This is a genomic window from Bremerella volcania, from assembly GCF_007748115.1.
Taxonomy (GTDB): domain Bacteria; phylum Planctomycetota; class Planctomycetia; order Pirellulales; family Pirellulaceae; genus Bremerella; species Bremerella volcania.
The window spans coordinates 334,444-351,940 of record NZ_CP036289.1 but is presented as its reverse complement, the minus strand read 5'-3'; the positions used below and the strand labels follow the sequence as shown (position 1 = coordinate 351,940).

The following is a 17,497-nucleotide window of genomic DNA, read 5'->3' as shown; positions in this document are numbered from 1 at the left end:
GATATTACCCACAACTAGCAAGAAAGGCTTATCATGCCTCGCACGATTTTGCTTCGGATCGCGCTCTTTTTGAGCCTCGCGATCGCGATCGGCTTGATCGGATATTACACCGGAATGCAATTCGCTCCCGCCCCTGCACCGCCGACCGAAGCGGCTCAGGATGATCACGAGGACGAACATGGGCACGACCATGGTTCCGGCGAAGTCGTCGAACTGACCGACGCGGCATTCAACAACTTGAAGATCGCGGTAAAGACCATGCGCGGCGAAACGTATGTCGCACCGCTAACCATTCCCGGCGAAGTGGTCGAGATCCCCGGACGCAGCAGCTTTACGGTGGCGGCGCCGGTCGGAGGGAACATTCGCAGCGTGAACGTTGATGCCGGGCAACTGGTACATCTGTCCGATGCTCTCTTTACGCTCGACATCGTCGACGAGCCGGTCCTGTCGGCTCAGGTTGACCTACTGGACGTCTTGGGTCAGATCGACGTTACGAAGGCCGAGATCAACCGGCTCTCTCCGTTGGCTCAATCTGGAGCGATCGCGGGCAAAACCCAACTCGAATTTCAGTACCAAGAGCAGAAGCTGCAAAACCGCAAGGATGCCCGCATTCAGGAATTGATTGCCCGGGGGCTGACGGCAAACCAGGTATCCCACGTGATCGAGCAGCGCAAACTGATCAAACAGATCGACGTACTGCTGAGCGAAGTTCCGCGAGTGGATGACTCCTCAGAACAAGATCCTGTCTCGTTCGTCGTGGAATCGCTTGAAATTCATCCCGGCATGACCGTCGAGCGCGGCACGTCGCTGGCCCGGTTGGCCGACCATCGCTACCTGTACATTCGCGGCGAAGCATTCGAGCAGGACGTTCCGCGGCTGTACGAACTGGAAGCGAATCACCTGCCGATCGAAGTTCAGTTCGGCCACTCGCACCAGGACGCGGCTCATCGCAACTACGCGACGCGTACCGCCGAGATCGCCTACATCGACAACCATGCGGATGAAACAACGGGAACGTTCTTCTTCTACTTGCGGATCAAGAACGAAGTCGCTGCCGACTCGTTGCTCTTGGATCAGTCGGTTACGCGTCAGTGGCGATTCAAACCGGGGCAGAGGGTCCACCTGCAATTGCCCATGGATAAGTACGAAGACCAGTTCGTCCTGCCGCGCGAAGCGTTGGTGGAGGAAGGAATCGAAACGTTCGTCTTTCAACAAGTCTTCGGCCATGTCGAACCCGCCATGAAGGAGTTTCAAAAGGTTCCGGTCGAGGTGATCCACCGCGACACGAACACCGCCGTGATCCGCCGCGATGGAGACATTCGCCTGGGAGACACGATCGTCGTGACCCATGCCTATCAGTTGTACTTGGAAATGCTTTCCAAGGCCGGCTCTGGCGGCGGAAGCGATCACCACGGACATAACCACTAATAGCCGAGGAGCGAAATCATGTTGAACAACATCATTCTGTTCGCCCTCCGCAATCGGCTGGTTGTCGTCATGGCGGCGTTGGCCGTCATGGTCGTGGGGAGCGTTATCACGGTGAAACTGCCCATCGACGTGCTGCCGAACCTGACCCGGCCGCGCGTGGTGGTCATTGCCGAATCGCATGGGCTGTCGCCGGAAGAAGTCGAACAGCGAATCACCTACGTGCTGGAACGCAGCCTGATTGGTGCCTCCGGCGTGCAGGCGGTGCGCAGTTCATCCGACATCGGATTCTCGGTGATCTACGTCGAGTTCGACTGGGGAACCGATATCTACACGGCTCGCCAAATCGTGCAGGAACGCCTGGCGCTCGAGCAAGATAATCTACCGCCGGAAACCGACGTGCAGATGGCCCCCATGTCGTCGCTGCTGGGGCAGATCATGATCGTCGGCATGTGGAGCGACGACGGCGAGACCTCACCGCTGGAAATCCGCACCATGGCCGACTGGACCGTGCGTCAGCGGCTGCTCACCATTCCCGGCGTGGCGCAGGTGATCACCATGGGGGGCGGACGAAAGCAGTACCAGGTACTGGTCGACCTGCACAAGATGCACCAGTACGACCTGCAGTTGGCCGACATCGAAAAGGCCCTCAGCGAAAGCAACTTGAACGTCACCGGCGGATACATCGATCAAAGCTCGCAAGAGTTCCTCGTACGCGGGCTGGGTCTATTGAAGACGATCGATGACATCAAGGACGTTCCCCTCACCACCGATCGCCATCGCCCGGTGCTGATGCGGCACGTGGCCGAAATCAAAGAAGGGGCGCAAATCAAACGGGGCGACTCCAGCGTCAACGGTCGCGAGGCCGTGGTACTGACCATCCAGAAACAGCCCAACGTCGACACGCGATTGATCACCGAGCAAATCAACGCGGCGATCGCCGACTTGAAACTGGCGATGCCGGACGACGTGCAGATCGAAACGACCTACCAGCAGCGCGAGTTCATCGATCACAGCGTGACCAACGTGATCGAAGCCCTGCGTGACGGAGCCATTCTGGTGGTCATCATTCTGTTTCTCTTTCTGTTCAACTTTCGCACGACCTTCATCACCGTGACGGCGATTCCCCTTTCGATTCTCGTCACGTCGCTGATCTTCTATTTCCTGGGAATGTCGATCAACGTGATGACCCTCGGCGGCATTGCGGTGGCCTTGGGGGAACTGGTCGACGATGCGATCGTGGACGTTGAAAACATCTTCCGCAGGCTCAAAGCGAATGCGAAGCTCGAGAACCCTCGGCCGGTACTGCGAGTCATCTTCGACGCGAGTGTCGAAGTGCGAAACGCCATCATCATCAGCACCGTGCTGGTGATCGTCGTCTTCGCTCCCCTGTTCGCTCTCAGCGGGATGGAAGGCCGCTTGTTCACGCCGCTGGGTGTGGCGTACATCATTTCGATTCTCGCCTCGACGCTCGTGTCGCTGACCGTCACGCCGGTCCTGTCGTACTACCTGCTTCCCAACGCCAAGGCCACGCATCGTGGTGACGGGGCGTTCCTGCGATTTTTGAAGTGGGGCATCCAGCCGGTCGTCCGGGCCGGTCTCACGCAGAATGGCATCGCGATCATCCTCTCCGGCGTGCTGATCGCGGTGATCGGCAGCGGCTTCCTGGTAACGCGGCTGGGTACCGACTTTCTGCCGCCGTTCGATGAAGGGGCCGTGCAGGTCAACTTGTTCGCTCCTCCTGGCACCTCGCTGGAAACGAGCCGCAAGATCGCCAAGCTGGTCGACGACGAACTCGGCAAGCTGACCAAAAGCGAAGACAACCCTGACGGTCCGCTGCTGTGGTACACCACCAAAACCGGCCGGGCCGAGCAGGACGAGCACGCGATGGGGGTCAACGTGACCGAGACGGTCATCTCGCTCAACCCGGAAGTCCACAAGGGACGCGACGAGATGATCGAGATTCTGCACAAGGCCACCGCAGACGTTCCTGGCGTCGAGATCGAAATCGAGCAGCCGATCGCTCACCTCATCAGCCATATGCTGTCCGGGGTGACCGCGCAGATTGCGATCAAGATCTACGGCGACGACCTCACGCAGCTCCGCCGCACGGCCAATAACGTGAAGAACGCCATTACCGATATCGAAGGAATCGCGCCGCCGGTGGTGGAGCAACAAGCGATGATTCCGCAGTTTCGCGTCGAGCTGAAACGAGACGAGTTAGCCTACTACGGCGTGTCGGCTTCGCTGGTCAACGAGACGATCGAAACGGCGCTCAACGGCAAAGTCGTCACGCAGATGTACCAGGGACAGCGCACCTTCGATGTCCTGGTTCGCCTGGAAGATCGTTACCGAACCGATCTCGAGAGCCTCGACCGCTATCCCCTGGAACTTCCCGACGGCAGACGCGTGCCTTTGTCGGTTCTGGCCAACGTCTACGAAGCAGGCGGGCCGAACACCATCAAGCGGGAAGATGGCCGCCGCCGAATCGTCGTCCGCGTCAACACGCTGGGCAAAGACCTAGGCACGGCAGTTGCCGAGATCGACGAGCGCATTCGCGAAGACGTCGAGTTCCCGGAAGGTTACTTCTTCACGATGGGAGGCCAGTTCGAGGCCCAGCAAAGCGCCAGTACGCGGATCTTTGGGCTTTCGATCGTGGCCCTGCTGGTCACGTTCGTCGTGCTATACTCGGCGTATCCGTCCACCAGTATCGTGCTGCAGATCTTGTTCAGTCTGCCGGCGGCGTTCGTGGGTGGAGTGTTGGCTCTGCTGATCACCGGGCAAACGCTTTCGATCGCGGCGTTGGTCGGCTTCATCTCGCTGGGGGGCATCGCGGCCCGCAATGGCCTGCTGCTGGTCTCGACCTACTTAGAACAATACCGCGAGGAAGGCTTCACGCAGCAGATGATCATCAACGGAAGCCTGGAACGCCTGGCCCCGGTGCTGATGACGGCCCTGACCACCGGCATCGGCCTGATACCGCTGGTGATCGGCGGCAGCCAGCCGGGGAAGGAAATGCTGTTCCCAGTGGCAACGGTCATTCTGGGCGGACTGGTCACCAGCACGTTCTGTGAATTCCTCGTCCGCCCTGGGATGTTCTGGTTCTTCGGCAAGCAGGCCGCCGAGCGACTGGCCGTCGACGAGGCTTCGCCTGACGGTATCGACTAGGAATGCGAAACGTACAAAATCGTTGCGAGTCTTGAAGATTCCAGAGAAAATCGCTTTCGCGGCGGTTGTCCCCTCATCGATCAAGGATCGCGTTATGCCGGATACTTCGGATGAAATCTCGCACTCCTCGTGGCAGGACATGGCCTGGGTTTTGGCACTGGTCGTGACGCTGCTGGTGCTATTCGGCATCTACCGCACCGAGGTCGTCCTGGCGTCGCTCCCTTACCTGGAATACATCCCCGGCACCCTGGCCGCGGTGATCGCGATCGTCTTCCTAAAACCACGGCAATCGGTGGTGCTGTCGATTGGGCTGGGTTACTTCGTGGGCCTTTTGCTGATGCCGTTCGCGCTGGCCAACCCACCGCTGCAATGGTACTTGCACTTAGAAACCTTCACCGCCGTGAAGGTCGGCAACAGCCTGCCGCTGCTGGGCTGCGTGATGGTGGGGATTGTGGTGGCGTCGATCTGGCTGGCATTTCGTGCGCAGATTCGTCGCCGGATTACTTCCCAAGACCCGGCAAACTAAGTTGCCCGTTCTTCACGTCGGCCAGTCGCCCCCGGGCCATCTCGACGTACTTCTCCGATTGGTCGATGCCGACGTAGCTGCGGCCTAAACGCTTGGCGACGACGCCGGTCGTGCCGCTGCCCAAGAAGGGATCGAGCACCGTGCCATCTTCCGGGCAGGTGGCGTTGATGCAGGTCTCGACCAGCGTTTCCGGAAAGACGGCGAAGTGGGCGTCGCGGAACTTGGAAAGTGGGATCGACCAGACGGTCCGCTTGTTGCGTCCCTTGGGATGAAAGGCCTGATCCCAGCGGGCATCGTGCAGGTTGTTGTTGCCGCCGTTCTTGCCTGCTTCCGGCGTGCTGCCGCGGCGATGGAAGTGATTGCGGCCCCCCTTCATCTTGCTGTTCTCGCTGAAGGTGACGTGCGGCTCGCGGATCGCGTCGGCATCGTAGAAGTACTGGTTGTTCTTCACCAGCAGGAAGACATACTCGTGATCGGTCGTGGGACGCGTCTTCACGCTGCTGGGCATCGCGTTGGGCTTGTGCCAGATGACGTCGCTGCGCAGCTTCCAACCGTCGGCCCGCAGCGCGAGCGCCACTTGCCACGGCAAACCCAACAGTTCGCCGTCGAGGTACTTGTCCCCCAGGACCAGCCACAAGGCGCCTGTCTCTTTCAGCGTGCGGCGAACCTCGCGGAAGACTTCCACCAGGCTCTCGACGTAGCCTTCGGGCGAAGTCTCTTGGCCGATCTGATCGTCCCCGTCGTAGTTCCGCTGCTGAAAGTAGGGCGGGCTGCTCACCACACAGTCGATCACTTCGTCGGGAAAGGTCTTCAGAACATCACGGGCATGGCCGTGATAAACCGTGTTAAGCGTGAAACTCGGCTTGGCCGACTTCGAAACCTTCCGTGGCATGATCTTCTCCGAGCGAGTCTCTTGCTCTTATCTCTTGTCCCCTCTCCCTCGCAGGGAGTGGGTTTCCTGTGCGAACTTGACCTCACATCTTCAGATATTGTACCGCCACGATCTGAACACTTGCCGCGCCAGCGCTCATCTGCCTGCGGGTTTCCCCCCTCACCCTAACCCTCTCCCCCGCAGACGGGGGCGAGGGGACCGGAGAGAGAGATTACATCTTCTCGACCGTTTGGATACCCAACAAATCCAGGCCTTGTTGTATCACCCGGGCCGTTAAATCGCAAAGCAAGAGTCGGCTATTCTTTTGCTCTTCCGTTTCCGCCTTCAGCACCGGGCAGTTCTCGAAGAAGCTGCTGTACGACTTGGCCAGCTGATCGAAGAGGTAACTGGTCAGGTAATTGGGCCGATAATCGAGCAGTACGTCGTCCAACGCCTCGGAAAACCGCAGGATGGCCATCGCCAACTGACGCTCGGCCGGATGCTCGATCGTGATCCGAGCACCGCTGGTCCGCAGGTTGTCGATCTCGACTTCCCCTTTGCGGAAGATGCTTTGTACCCGGGCATAGGCGTACTGCATGTAGGTCGACGTATTCCCATTGAGCGCGAGCATTTTGTCGTAGCTGAACTTGTAGTCCGACTCACGATTCTGCGACAGGTCGCCATACTTCAGCGCGGCGATCCCCACCGTCTCGGCAACTTTCTTTTGATACGACTCGTCGTTCGCTACCCCTTCGGCGAAACCATCTCCTGAACCACTTACAACCTTGTAGGCACGGGCAACCGCTTCATCCAACAGACCTTCCAGGCCCACCGTATCGCCGGCCCGCGTCTTGAACGGCTTGCCGTCTTCCCCCATGACGGTCCCGAAGCTGACGTGCTTCAGTTCGACGTCGGTGTAGCCCCACAGCCGCGTGGCGGCGAACAGCTTGTCGAAATGCTCCCCTTGGCGAAAGTCGACGACGTAAAGAATCGCATCGGGTTTCCAGTGCTCCATGCGGTAGGCGATGGTCGCCAGGTCGGTCGTCGAGTAGAGAAACGCGCCGTCGCGTTTGCGAATGATCATCGGGGCTTTGAACCCTTCGAGGAACACGCACGTCGCTCCTTGCGACTCCTTCGCCAGGCCGCGTTTCTCGAACTCTGCCACCACCGGGGCGAGGCGATCGTGATAGAAGCTTTCGCCCAATTGATGATCGAACGTCACGTTGAGCCGCTGGTAGACGCGTTTGATTTCGTCTTCGCAGAACGGCAGAAACTCTTTCCAGAGGGCGATGTTCTCTTCGTCCCCTTCGTGCAGCTTAGCCGTTTCCTGGAGGACCGCAGTGCCGATCTCGGCATGCTCGTCGGCCATCTTCTTCAGCTCAGGCGAGTCCTCGGTCTTGGCGATCTTGGCCTTGGTCGACTCGATTGCTTCGTTGAGTTCCTTGATCTGCGATTGAAAACGGCCGACTTCTTTCTTCTGCTTTTTCGCTTCCGCCTTGTCGGTGGGCTCGGGGGCATTCTTGGCCGTTTCGTACTCGGCCGTTCGTTCGGCGAGTTTCTCGATCAGTTGCGGCAGCTCTTTCTTCGCATCGAAGTAATCCATCAGCCCTCGCACGACGCGGTAGATCCGCGACAACTCCGGCACCGGGGCCTTCTGGTAGGCGTCTTTGTCGGCGAAGTGCTTGTAGCCGTAGATGATCATCCCAAACTGGGTACCCCAATCGCCGAGATGGTTGTCGCTAATCACGTTGTGCCCGACGAACTTCAGCGTGCGGCAGAGCGAGTCACCGATCACCGTGCTGCGGATGTGACCGACGTGCATCGGTTTGGCCACGTTGGGCGAAGAGTAGTCGACCACGTAGGTCCGCGGCTGGTCGACCTTTTTGATCCCTAGCCGCGGATCGGCCTTGGCATGCTCGAGCCGCTGCTGGATCCAATCTCCGCGGAGCTTCAAGTTGATGAAGCCAGGCCCGGCGACTTCGGGTGTTTCGCAAATATCTTCCACTTTGACGGCCTGGACGACCTCGGTGGCCAAGTCGCGCGGATTCTTGCCGAGCTTCTTCGCCAGGCCCATCGCGAAGTTCGCCTGGTAGTCGCCGAACTTCGGATCGCCCGCCGGGCGAATCATCTCCAGCAGCGGACCCACCTCGTCGGTCAGGGTCGCGAGCACAGGCTTAAATCGGGCACGAAGCAGAGCAAGAATATTCATGAAAGTGGCTTGCAGCTTGGATGAATCAAAGTGTTCTCGATCTTGTCCCCTCTCCCTTCCCAAGGGAGAGGGCTAGGGTGAGGGTTGGGAAGCGGGTACCTGGTTCGCCCCTCACCCTAACCCTCTCCCCTAAGGGGCGAGGGGACAAGATAAAGAGGCTCGCTTGCCAGCGCTTATTCGCCCGGGTTTCGCAAGATGCCGGTCAGGTCAACCTTCTTGGCATCGGCCCACAGTTGTTCCAGCTGGAAGTACTCGCGGGTTTCTTCGTCGAACAGATGGCAGACGATGGTGCCGTAGTCCAACAAGATCCAGCGGCTTTCGTCGTACCCTTCGCGTCCCATGCGGCGATCACCCAGCTCTTTCTCGAGCTTGTCGTCGATCTCTTCGCTCATTGCGTGCAGCTGCCGGCGGCTGCCGCCGGTGCCGATGACGAAGTAATCGAAGATCGGCGTCAGGTGCCGCATGTCGAGGATGCAGATATCGCGGCCGTTGTTGTCTTCGATGACCTGGGCGGCTGCCTTGGCAAGCTCGAAGCTGGCGTTATCGCTGTTGTCGGAAGTTTCAGGCTTGTCGGATTCAGTCACGCGAATGTGTGGGGAAAGAGTCAGCGTCAGTGAATGTTCGTAGGCGGATCCAAGATGGCGATCGACTCAGAAGTCGCAGCCATCCTGCAACCCAGGGATTTCCAATTGGGGCATTAGGCGGAAGTGTTAGCCGGCGTCTTTTGACCGCCGCCGGAAGGGCCCCCTTCGTTCGCTTCATAGCGTCCGAAGATCATGCGGCCGGCACTGGTCTGCAGCACGCTGGTCACCAGAATGCGGACCTGGCTGTTGATGTGCTCACGCCCCCCTTCGACGACGATCATCGTTCCGTCGTCCAGGTAGCCGACGCCTTGGCTATCTTCTTCACCCTTTTTGACAATCCGCACCGAAAGATGTTCGCCTGGCAGGAAGACCGGTTTCAAGGCGTTGGCGATTTCGTTCAGGTTGATCACTTCCACGTTATGCAGCTTGGCAACCTTGTTCAGGTTGTAATCGCCGGTGACGATCTTCCCTTCCAGCAGCTTCGCCAGCAGCACCAGCTTCATGTCGACCGGTTGGCCTTCCATGTCGGGCGTCTCGCGATCGTGGATCTTTAGGTCGACCTGGTCGTTGTTTCGCAGGCGGTTCAAGATATCGAGCCCACGGCGGCCGCGGCTGCGCTTCAGCTTGTCGCTGCTATCGGCGATGCCTTGCAGTTCGGCCAGAACGAACCTGGGCATGATCAGCACGTTGTCGAAGAAGCCGGTCTCGACGACGTCGGCGATGCGGCCATCGATCACGATGCTGGTATCCAGCACGTACGGCTTGGGCCCTTTCACTTCCTTGGCAAATTCGACGTAAGGAATGATGAAGCGAAAGTCGTCCTTGGTTTGCAGCACCAGGCTGATACAGCTGTAACACAGCACCATCCCGACCACCAATTGTAGTGCCCGGTGGGCCGTGACCGCTCCGGGATTGTCGGCCGGGAACCATACCTGGGTGATCAGCCCCAGAATGTAGGTCAGCGAGAGCCCCACCAGTAGCCCGAAATAGACCCCAGAGATGGTGTCGTATCGCTTGTTCTTGACGAATATATCGATGCCGATGACCGCCAACGCCAGGACCAGAACCCCGACGAACGCCCAAAATGGCTGGTCCTGCAGCGCACTGCGGAAAGCATCGACCTGGATGACCGTGATGCCGACACCGGCGGCCACCAAGATAAAAACAATTCTAAGTACAATCAGCGCCATGGAGAGCCTGCAGGAGACGACCCAAAACGAGATAACCGCGACGGCAACCTTCGGTCAGGCAGGTCGTGCTCCCCTTAAAAGACAAACCTAATCTCAAATCCAAGTGACGTATTCTACTCCGCTTTTGCAGCGAAAGCATCCCCATAGACTAGCGAAAATGGGCTTCAAACTCCCGTTGGCAGTAAGAATCGGTCATGGTGGCGATGTAATACCCTACGGTACGAGGAAGCCCCCAAACCTCGAACCAGTCGGCACATTTACCACGTACCAGCTCTGGACGGCGTAAATACCCCTCGTACATCCGCCGCAGTTGGTCCTGGCCGCGCTGGCGGAACTCGACGATGTCAGGATGGCGGTAAACCCTATCAAACAGGAACCGCTCGAGCTGGGTTTTTCGCGCACGAAGGTCATCGCTCACCGTCACGATCGGCTCGCACATCTCGGCTTCCTCCGGCGTGGCCGGGCTCCACTTGGCGATCCGCTCCATCGCGGTCTGCATGACGTCGGTGACCTGAATGTCGATCAGTTGGTGGATGACCATCTTCCGCAACCGACGCCCTTCCAATTGGCCATACCGCTGATACGCTTTCTCGGCCGCTTGCGCAAATAGCGGAACCTGCATCAGCTCGTCGAAATTCACCAGCCCTAGCTTGAGCGCGTCGTCGGCGTCGTGCGTGTCGTACGTAATGCTGTCGCAGGCCTCGACCGTCTGGGCTTCCAATAGCGGCCGCAGGAAAGTCATCTGCCGCTTGTCGACCCGCGTGATCTGCCCCTCCAGCACCTCGTGCGTGAGGTTCAGCCCGTCGTAGTAGGGACTGCGCGTTTCAAGAAACTTCACCAGCACCAGGCCGAACGCGTTGTGCGAGAACCCTCCGCAGTCAGCCATGCACTCCTGAAGTACCTCTTCCCCCGTGTGCCCCAGTGGCGGATGCCCTAGGTCGTGCAGATACCCTAAAGCCTCAATCAGTTCTTCATTCAGTCCCAAACTGCGGCCGATGGTGCGGGCCACGTTCACGACTTCGATCGTGTGAGTCAGCCGCGTGCGGTGGTAGTCGCTGACGCTCATGAAGACCTGCGTTTTGTCGGCCATCCGGCGGAATGCACTGCTATGGATGATCCGATCGCGATCGCGCTGAAACGGCGAGCGATACGGCTGGTCGGCCTCTTCGTGCTCGCGACCGCGCGACTGTTTACTTCGAAGCGCGTAAGGAGCTAAAAGCCGGTCCTCGCGCTGGTCGTAATTCATGAAATGATGCATATGCTTCGCTGGTAGTTTTCAGTTTGAAGTGTTCCATTTTCAGTCGTCAGGAAGTTGTAAGTGGTTGTGCCTGATTCTTCTATCCCGCTTGAAAGAAGGCATGACTTGTGCGCTTTCTCGTCCCCTCTCCCTTGCCAAGGGAGAGGGTTGGAAAGTGGGTAACAGACTCGCCCCTCACCCTAACCCTCTCCCCAAAGGGTCGAGGGGACAGGAGTTACGACGATACCGCGCGTGGCGTTCAGCCCGTCTGACTGAAAACGGAACACTGAAAACTGAAAACCCACGCTTCCCCTCTAGTTGCCACCTGGGTTGGGCCCTGTTAGCCTGAACTGAATTGTCGCTCATCATTTATACCTTTAAGGTCGGGATTGCCCCATGGCAGGGGCACGGCGCGAAGTCCCGATCTTTCCGCCCAGCATGACTGTCTGCCATCGTGGATTTTCATCGAGATAAGCTGTCTGCCATCGATCCGACGCAGGATACGTCCTCGATCTGCGTTCGTGGGGCCCGTGTTCATAACCTCAAAAACATCGACATCGATCTCCCTCGAGATCAGTTGATCGTCATCACCGGGCCCAGCGGCAGCGGCAAGAGCTCGCTTGCTCTCGATACGCTCTACGCCGAAGGTCAGCGGCAGTATGTCGAAAGCCTGTCGGTCTACGCGCGGCAGTTCCTCGACCAGATGGAACGCCCCGACGTCGACCTGATCGTCGGCCTGCAGCCCACTATCTGCATCGACCAGCGCACCGGCAGCCAGAACCCGCGCAGCACCGTCGCCACCATCACCGAGATCTACGACTACCTCCGTCTGCTGATGGCTCGCCTCGGCCAACCACACTGCTGGAAGTGCGGGCGTCCGATCACCCAGCAAACCGCCGAACAGATTCAAGATCGCCTCTTAGCCCTGCCTGAGGAAACCAAGCTGATGATCATGGCCCCGATGGTTCAGGGGCGCAAAGGGGCGCACAAAGAGGTCTTCGATCGCATCCGCCGCGAAGGCCTGCTGCGGGTACGCGTCGACGACGAGGTCTACCAGATCGACGAAGTCCCCGAACTCAACCCAAAGAAGAACCACACCATCGAAGCGATCGTCGATCGCATCATCATTCGCGAAGGGCTGCGGGCCCGCATGAGCGACTCGGTCGCTATGGCTTTGAAGCTGGGTGAAGGGCGGCTCCTTTCCTGCCACCTCGATACCGACAAGGTCGACGACAAGCATCCCAAAGGAACGTGGATCGATCAGATCTTCAACACCGAGCTGGCCTGCACCGAGTGCAACCTCAGCTTCATCGATATCGAGCCCCGCACGTTCAGCTTCAACAGCCCCTACGGCACGTGCCCCAAGTGCGAAGGGCTGGGCATCTGCGAAGAGTTCGACCCCGACCTGGTCATCCCGGAACGCGAGCTTTCGATCGACGACGGCGCGATCGCACCCTGGCGTGGGCTGACCGCTTCGGCGCTCACCAAGGTCAGCAAAGGGCTCGACGTGTGGCTCGGCAAGCATAAGCTCGACCGCACCTCGAAGCTGAGCGACTGGACCGAAGACCAGCGTACCAAGCTCCTTTCCGGCGAAGGCAGCACCTGGCAAGGCGTGCTGATCGCCCTGGAAAAAGAGTACGTCACCACCACCCGCAAAAAGCGGCTCGAACAGCTCGGCAAGTTCCGCGGCAAGCTCCCCTGCCCTGCGTGTCAGGGGGCCCGGCTTCGCCCAGAAGCCCTCGCCGTGCGCGTCGCCGATCACAACATTCACCAGATCGTGCGCCTGAGCATCAACGATGCCCGCACGTTCTTCGACGATCTGGAATTCGACGAACACGAGAGCCTGATCGCCACGCCGATCGTCCGCGAGATCGCCAAGCGTCTGGCCTTCCTGGAAAAGGTCGGAGCCGACTACCTCACGCTCGACCGTGCCGCCGACACGCTCAGCGGCGGCGAACTGCAGCGGGTTCGCCTGGCTACCGGCATCGGCAGCGGCCTGGTCGGCATCTGCTACATCCTGGACGAACCATCGATCGGGCTTCACTCGCGCGATAACCACCGACTGATCGAAGCCCTGGTCGAACTGCGCGACCATGGCAATACCGTCATCGTGGTGGAACACGACGAAGCGATCATGCGAGTTGCCGATCGCCTGGTCGACGTTGGCCCTGGTGCCGGCAGCCGGGGCGGGCAGATCATCGCCGAAGGCACCCCGGACGTCGTTTCTCAGGTCGAAGCTTCGATCACCGGCCAATACTTGAGCGGTCGCACGAAGATCGACGTGCCCAAATCGCGCCGCAAGGTGGCTAAGTCAAGGATGATCTCCATCGAAGGAGCCACCACCAACAACTTGAAGGACGTTGCCGTTCAGGTTCCCCTGGGCGCGCTGGTCTGCGTGACCGGCGTCAGCGGCAGCGGCAAGAGTTCGCTGGTAAACGAAACGATCACGCCGGCCCTGCTTCGCCGCCTGGGTCAGCCCTCGCAGCGGCCTGGGGCGTTCACCAGTCTGCGCGGCACGAGCCAGGTCGACAAGGTCATCCCGATCGATCAGTCCCCCATCGGCCGTACGCCCCGCAGTAACCCGGCCACGTACACTGGCGTGTTCGATGAAATCCGCAAGGTGTTCGCCGACACGCGGCAGGCCAAGCAGTATGGCTACAAAGCGTCGCGGTTCAGCTTCAACGTGAAGGGTGGCCGCTGCGAAGAGTGCCAAGGCCAGGGCTTGCGTAAGATCGAAATGAACTTCCTGCCAGACCTGTTCGTCGAATGCCCCCAGTGCCACGGCAAGCGGTTCAACCGCCAGACGCTACGAGTGAAGTACAAAGACCTCTCGATCGCCGACGTTCTGAACCTGCCGATTGAAGAGGCGTCCGAGTTCTTCGAGGCGGTCCCCACCATCCACCGCGTGCTGGCGAGCCTGTGCGATGTGGGGCTGGGATATCTCTCGCTCGGCCAACCGAGCACCACCCTTTCCGGCGGCGAAGCCCAGCGCATCAAGCTGGCCACCGAACTGGCGAGAACCGAAACCGGCAGCACGCTGTACGTGCTGGACGAACCGACCACCGGCCTCCACTTCGAAGACATCCGCCGGTTGCTCTCGGTCCTGGGGCGGCTGGTCGACAAGGGGAACACGGTCCTGGTGATCGAACACAACCTGGACGTGATCAAAAGCGCCGACTGGCTCATCGACCTTGGCCCCGAAGGCGGCTCCGGTGGCGGCCAAATCATCGCCACCGGCACCCCGGAACAACTGGCCGAAGTGGAAGCGAGTTACACGGGGCAGTATTTGAAGCCGCTACTCAATGGCGGCACCGAGGCCTAACTCCACTCCCCTCGCCCCTACGGGGGAGAGGGTTAGGGTGAGGGGGCAAACCGGGGCCCCGTTCTAAAATGCAAGAGGAGAAGACCAACCACGGATGACACGGATGAACACGGACAGGAACGCTTGAAAACGGGTGCCACTGCCGCCCCCGGCAGTGCGACGTTGGTACCCGTTCTCGATTCATTCCCATCCGTGTCATCCGTGGTCAAAAAATTTTTCCCGCGCGCACTATCTCACTGAAGCGCTAACCCTCTAAATTGCACGTACACCCGATGAAGCAATCTCGCTTCCGGGTGCCGTGCCCGCGTTCGCGTGGGCACGCCCTCTCAGCCCCAACGGGGCGACAGATAATAGCCAGGGGCGTCAGCCCCTGGTAGGTGACCAAAAAAAAACAAGCCCTGAAAGGGCGACAGAACCTATGTGTCATTCATGATTCTGCCGCCCCGTTGGGGCTCGGAAGAACTCGAATCCAAGGGTGATACCAAACGTTCACCATTCGTTTTTCTCGTCCCTAACACACTCAACACTCGAAAACGTCATGTCCCATTCACACGCCACGCAACCTGAAAAACACGGAGCGAACGCATCAGCGTACGCTCCGCAGGTTGCCGTGCGCGAGGGGAATCGGCTTCTCTGCCCCTGCTGCGGGGAGGTGTTGATGATCTTGCAGGAAGAGCCGGCCAACGAGTCGCAGCCTAAGAAGTTCTGGCCGCCGAAGATGGCCCCTCCGAAGCGAACGCCGCGGCCCCAATCGGCCACGCTCAACGAAATCATTCGTCGGCAAGAGGCCCAGGAGGAAGCCGCGTTTCAGGCCGCCATGACGAAGGACGTTCCTAGCAAGGACCCGCCTGTCGAAGCGTTCGACCCCGACCGGCCTCACTACCGGGCCGACAGCATCGTGGTTGAAATCGATCCGGAAATCAACGCGTACGAGTTCCCCGAAATCGATCCTCCCCTGGTCCCCAGCGGCCTAACGCCCAAGCGTTCGCGAAGTGATTCAGGCGAATACCGCGAGCCCCGCGAACGCGACGCGGTGACGCGTTACGAGGAACGAAAACGGTACCGACTGCGGCAGCCGCTGCGCGAGCCGCTCACGTACGAAGCCGCCCGATTGTACGCGTGGATGTTCTACCGCATGAAAAAACTCAACCTGCAGCTGATCGAGGAGATCACCGCGAAACAGGCCGAGATCGACGCGCTGGAAGAGGAACTCAACGCACCGGTGAAAGAGGCTTCCAGCGAAGAACAACCGCCAAGCGAAACGCAGCCTCAAGTAGTCTCCCGAGTCGAAACCAAAAAGATCATCACGCCCACACGACGCAAACGCGTGCTTCGTGCGATTGAAAAGCGTGTCCACGGGGATGTGAGGATGGCGTCCAACAACGAAACACGACAAGTCGAAACGGCCCACGAACGCGGGCCGCCTTGAGTGTATAAGCCCCAAGGGGCTGACAAGAAAATCCTATCCCCTCTCCCTCGCAGGGAGAGGGCTAGGGTGAGGGTTTGTTGTGCGGTTTTTGCCTCACATCGCTGGTCGAAAGTTCCGAGCCTATCGCGAACTTTTATCTCGCATGCGCTTTCAGGCCGGCGGGAAAGACCCCTCACCCTAGCCCCCTCCCCTCGGGGGAGAGGGGACGGAAGCGCGTGCGCCGATATAATTATTGAACTACAGCCACACCCTCGTTTCCCGTGCAGTCGTTCCCCTGCGATTTCATTTTCAGGACATACACCATGGCAGATCTTCTCACGGCAACTTTCGGCGGCGGGTGCTTCTGGTGCACCGAGGCGGTCTTTCTTGAGCTTCGCGGCGTGAAGAGCGTCGAGTCTGGCTATGCCGGCGGGCACGTCGCCAATCCGACCTACGAACAGGTCTGCACCAAGACCACCGGGCACGCCGAGGTGATTCAAATCACGTATGACCCCGAAGTGGTCAGTTACGAAGACCTGCTGGAGATCTTCTTTCAAACGCACGACCCGACCACCAAAGATCGCCAAGGCAACGACGTTGGCCCGCAGTATCGCAGTGCGGTCTTCTACCATTCGGACGAACAAAAGCAGACGGCCGAAGCGTTCATCGCCAAACTGAACGAAAGTGGCGCATTCCCGGCAAAAATCGTGACCGAAGTGACCGAGATCAACAACTACTACCCGGCCGAGAACTACCACCAGGATTACCTGGCCAACAACCCCAGTAACCCGTACTGCGCGATGGTCGTTCGCCCGAAGGTCGATAAGTTCCGCAAACAGTTTGCAGGCAAACTGAAGTAAAAGAAAACTTGCACCGGCTGGCCAGGTGGGTTAGGTTTCGGGAACTCTTCATTCTCTTGCCTCAGCCCCACAGGTTTCGTCATGTTTGTCACGCGTCATAATCACGTTGGCGTTTCGCTTCTTTGGCTCGGCCTTCTCCTGTTCAGCTTCGGCTGCGAACCGATCGGAGATATCACTCCGCAAGATTCGGCCCCTCCTGGAGATTCCAACGCCCAGACCGTGACCCCAGCCGTCGAAGACGACGAAGAGGAAGACGCTTACTTCGATCTGGGTGGCGAGATTGCGCTGGTCGTGAAGCTTGATCCACTGCACCCAACCTCGACCGAGCCGACGCATGTGATCGCCGAATACTCCAGCGCCTATGGCCGCCCCAAGGTGCAGCTTGAGATGCGAGTTGTTACGGCTGGCGGAGAACCGACGGCGTGGCAGTCGCTGAAGATGACCGGCGGCCATGTTTACGACGAGGCCACCGACGACATCGTGCCGGTGAAGGACCTCGACCAGGAGGCTCCTTCACTGGAATACGGTGATTCGATTTACGAAACCGACTTCCAGTTCCCAGCCGGCAAGATGAACATCGAGTTCCGCGAAAAGGACGGCGAATCGCTTCGGATTCAATGGCCGATCAGCGTGAAGTGAGATCCACGTATCGCTGACGCCAGAAGCAGGCGTCGATGTATTACTCTCGGGCCCGACC

12 protein-coding genes are annotated in these 17,497 nt (G+C 59.3%); 7 read left to right on the top strand and 5 right to left on the bottom strand.

Annotated features, from left to right (window positions below; translation table 11 throughout):
- The first annotated feature begins 33 nt into the window (after window positions 1-33).
- The 3 genes from Pan97_RS01460 (at window position 34) to Pan97_RS01450 (ending at window position 5,119) form a co-directional block, all read left to right on the top strand.
- Complete coding sequence (locus Pan97_RS01460) at window positions 34-1,428, top strand: efflux RND transporter periplasmic adaptor subunit (RefSeq protein ID WP_144970074.1); 1,395 nt, start codon at window positions 34-36, stop codon at window positions 1,426-1,428.
- Window positions 1,429-1,446: 18 nt separating this feature from the next.
- Window positions 1,447-4,593, top strand: a complete 3,147-nt coding sequence (locus tag Pan97_RS01455; RefSeq protein ID WP_144970072.1) for an efflux RND transporter permease subunit — start codon at window positions 1,447-1,449, stop codon at window positions 4,591-4,593.
- 94 nt (window positions 4,594-4,687) lie between these two features.
- Window positions 4,688-5,119, top strand: a complete 432-nt coding sequence (locus Pan97_RS01450) for a hypothetical protein (RefSeq protein WP_144970070.1) — start codon at window positions 4,688-4,690, stop codon at window positions 5,117-5,119.
- Here the strand turns inward: Pan97_RS01450 and Pan97_RS01445 are convergent.
- The 5 genes from Pan97_RS01445 to dgt all read right to left on the bottom strand — a co-directional run bounded on the left by Pan97_RS01445 (window position 5,094) and on the right by dgt (window position 11,219).
- Window positions 5,094-6,011: a DNA-methyltransferase gene (locus tag Pan97_RS01445; RefSeq protein ID WP_144970068.1), complete on the bottom strand. Its 918-nt coding sequence runs from the start codon at window positions 6,009-6,011 to the stop codon at window positions 5,094-5,096. The two genes, Pan97_RS01450 and Pan97_RS01445, sit on opposite strands and share 26 nt — an antisense overlap.
- Before the next feature lie 211 nt (window positions 6,012-6,222).
- A complete protein-coding gene (argS, locus tag Pan97_RS01440) occupies window positions 6,223-8,199 on the bottom strand; it encodes an arginine--tRNA ligase (RefSeq protein ID WP_144970066.1) in 1,977 nt (658 codons plus the stop codon).
- Between the two features lie 173 nt (window positions 8,200-8,372).
- Complete coding sequence (gene rsfS, locus Pan97_RS01435; protein ID WP_144970064.1) at window positions 8,373-8,783, bottom strand: ribosome silencing factor; 411 nt, start codon at window positions 8,781-8,783, stop codon at window positions 8,373-8,375.
- Window positions 8,784-8,896: 113 nt separating this feature from the next.
- On the bottom strand, window positions 8,897-9,973 hold the full coding sequence (locus Pan97_RS01430) for a PIN/TRAM domain-containing protein (protein WP_144970062.1): 1,077 nt from the start codon (window positions 9,971-9,973) through the stop codon (window positions 8,897-8,899).
- 148 nt (window positions 9,974-10,121) lie between these two features.
- The gene (gene dgt, locus Pan97_RS01425; RefSeq protein WP_165698555.1) at window positions 10,122-11,219 is read right to left on the bottom strand and encodes a dGTP triphosphohydrolase; all 1,098 of its coding nucleotides are present in this window, start codon (window positions 11,217-11,219) and stop codon (window positions 10,122-10,124) included.
- 445 nt (window positions 11,220-11,664) lie between these two features.
- Here dgt and uvrA point away from each other — a divergent pair, with 445 nt between their 5' ends.
- The 4 genes from uvrA (at window position 11,665) to Pan97_RS01405 (ending at window position 17,439) form a co-directional block, all read left to right on the top strand.
- Complete coding sequence (uvrA, locus tag Pan97_RS01420) at window positions 11,665-14,532, top strand: excinuclease ABC subunit UvrA (RefSeq protein ID WP_241676352.1); 2,868 nt, start codon at window positions 11,665-11,667, stop codon at window positions 14,530-14,532.
- Between the two features lie 538 nt (window positions 14,533-15,070).
- A complete protein-coding gene (locus tag Pan97_RS01415; RefSeq protein WP_144970058.1) occupies window positions 15,071-15,961 on the top strand; it encodes a hypothetical protein in 891 nt (296 codons plus the stop codon).
- A gap of 302 nt (window positions 15,962-16,263) precedes the next feature.
- A complete protein-coding gene (msrA, locus tag Pan97_RS01410) occupies window positions 16,264-16,800 on the top strand; it encodes a peptide-methionine (S)-S-oxide reductase MsrA (protein WP_144970056.1) in 537 nt (178 codons plus the stop codon).
- Window positions 16,801-16,881: 81 nt separating this feature from the next.
- Window positions 16,882-17,439 (top strand): hypothetical protein, encoded by a 558-nt coding sequence (locus Pan97_RS01405; RefSeq protein WP_144970054.1) that lies wholly within the window; start codon window positions 16,882-16,884, stop codon window positions 17,437-17,439.
- Window positions 17,440-17,497: the final 58 nt, after the last annotated feature.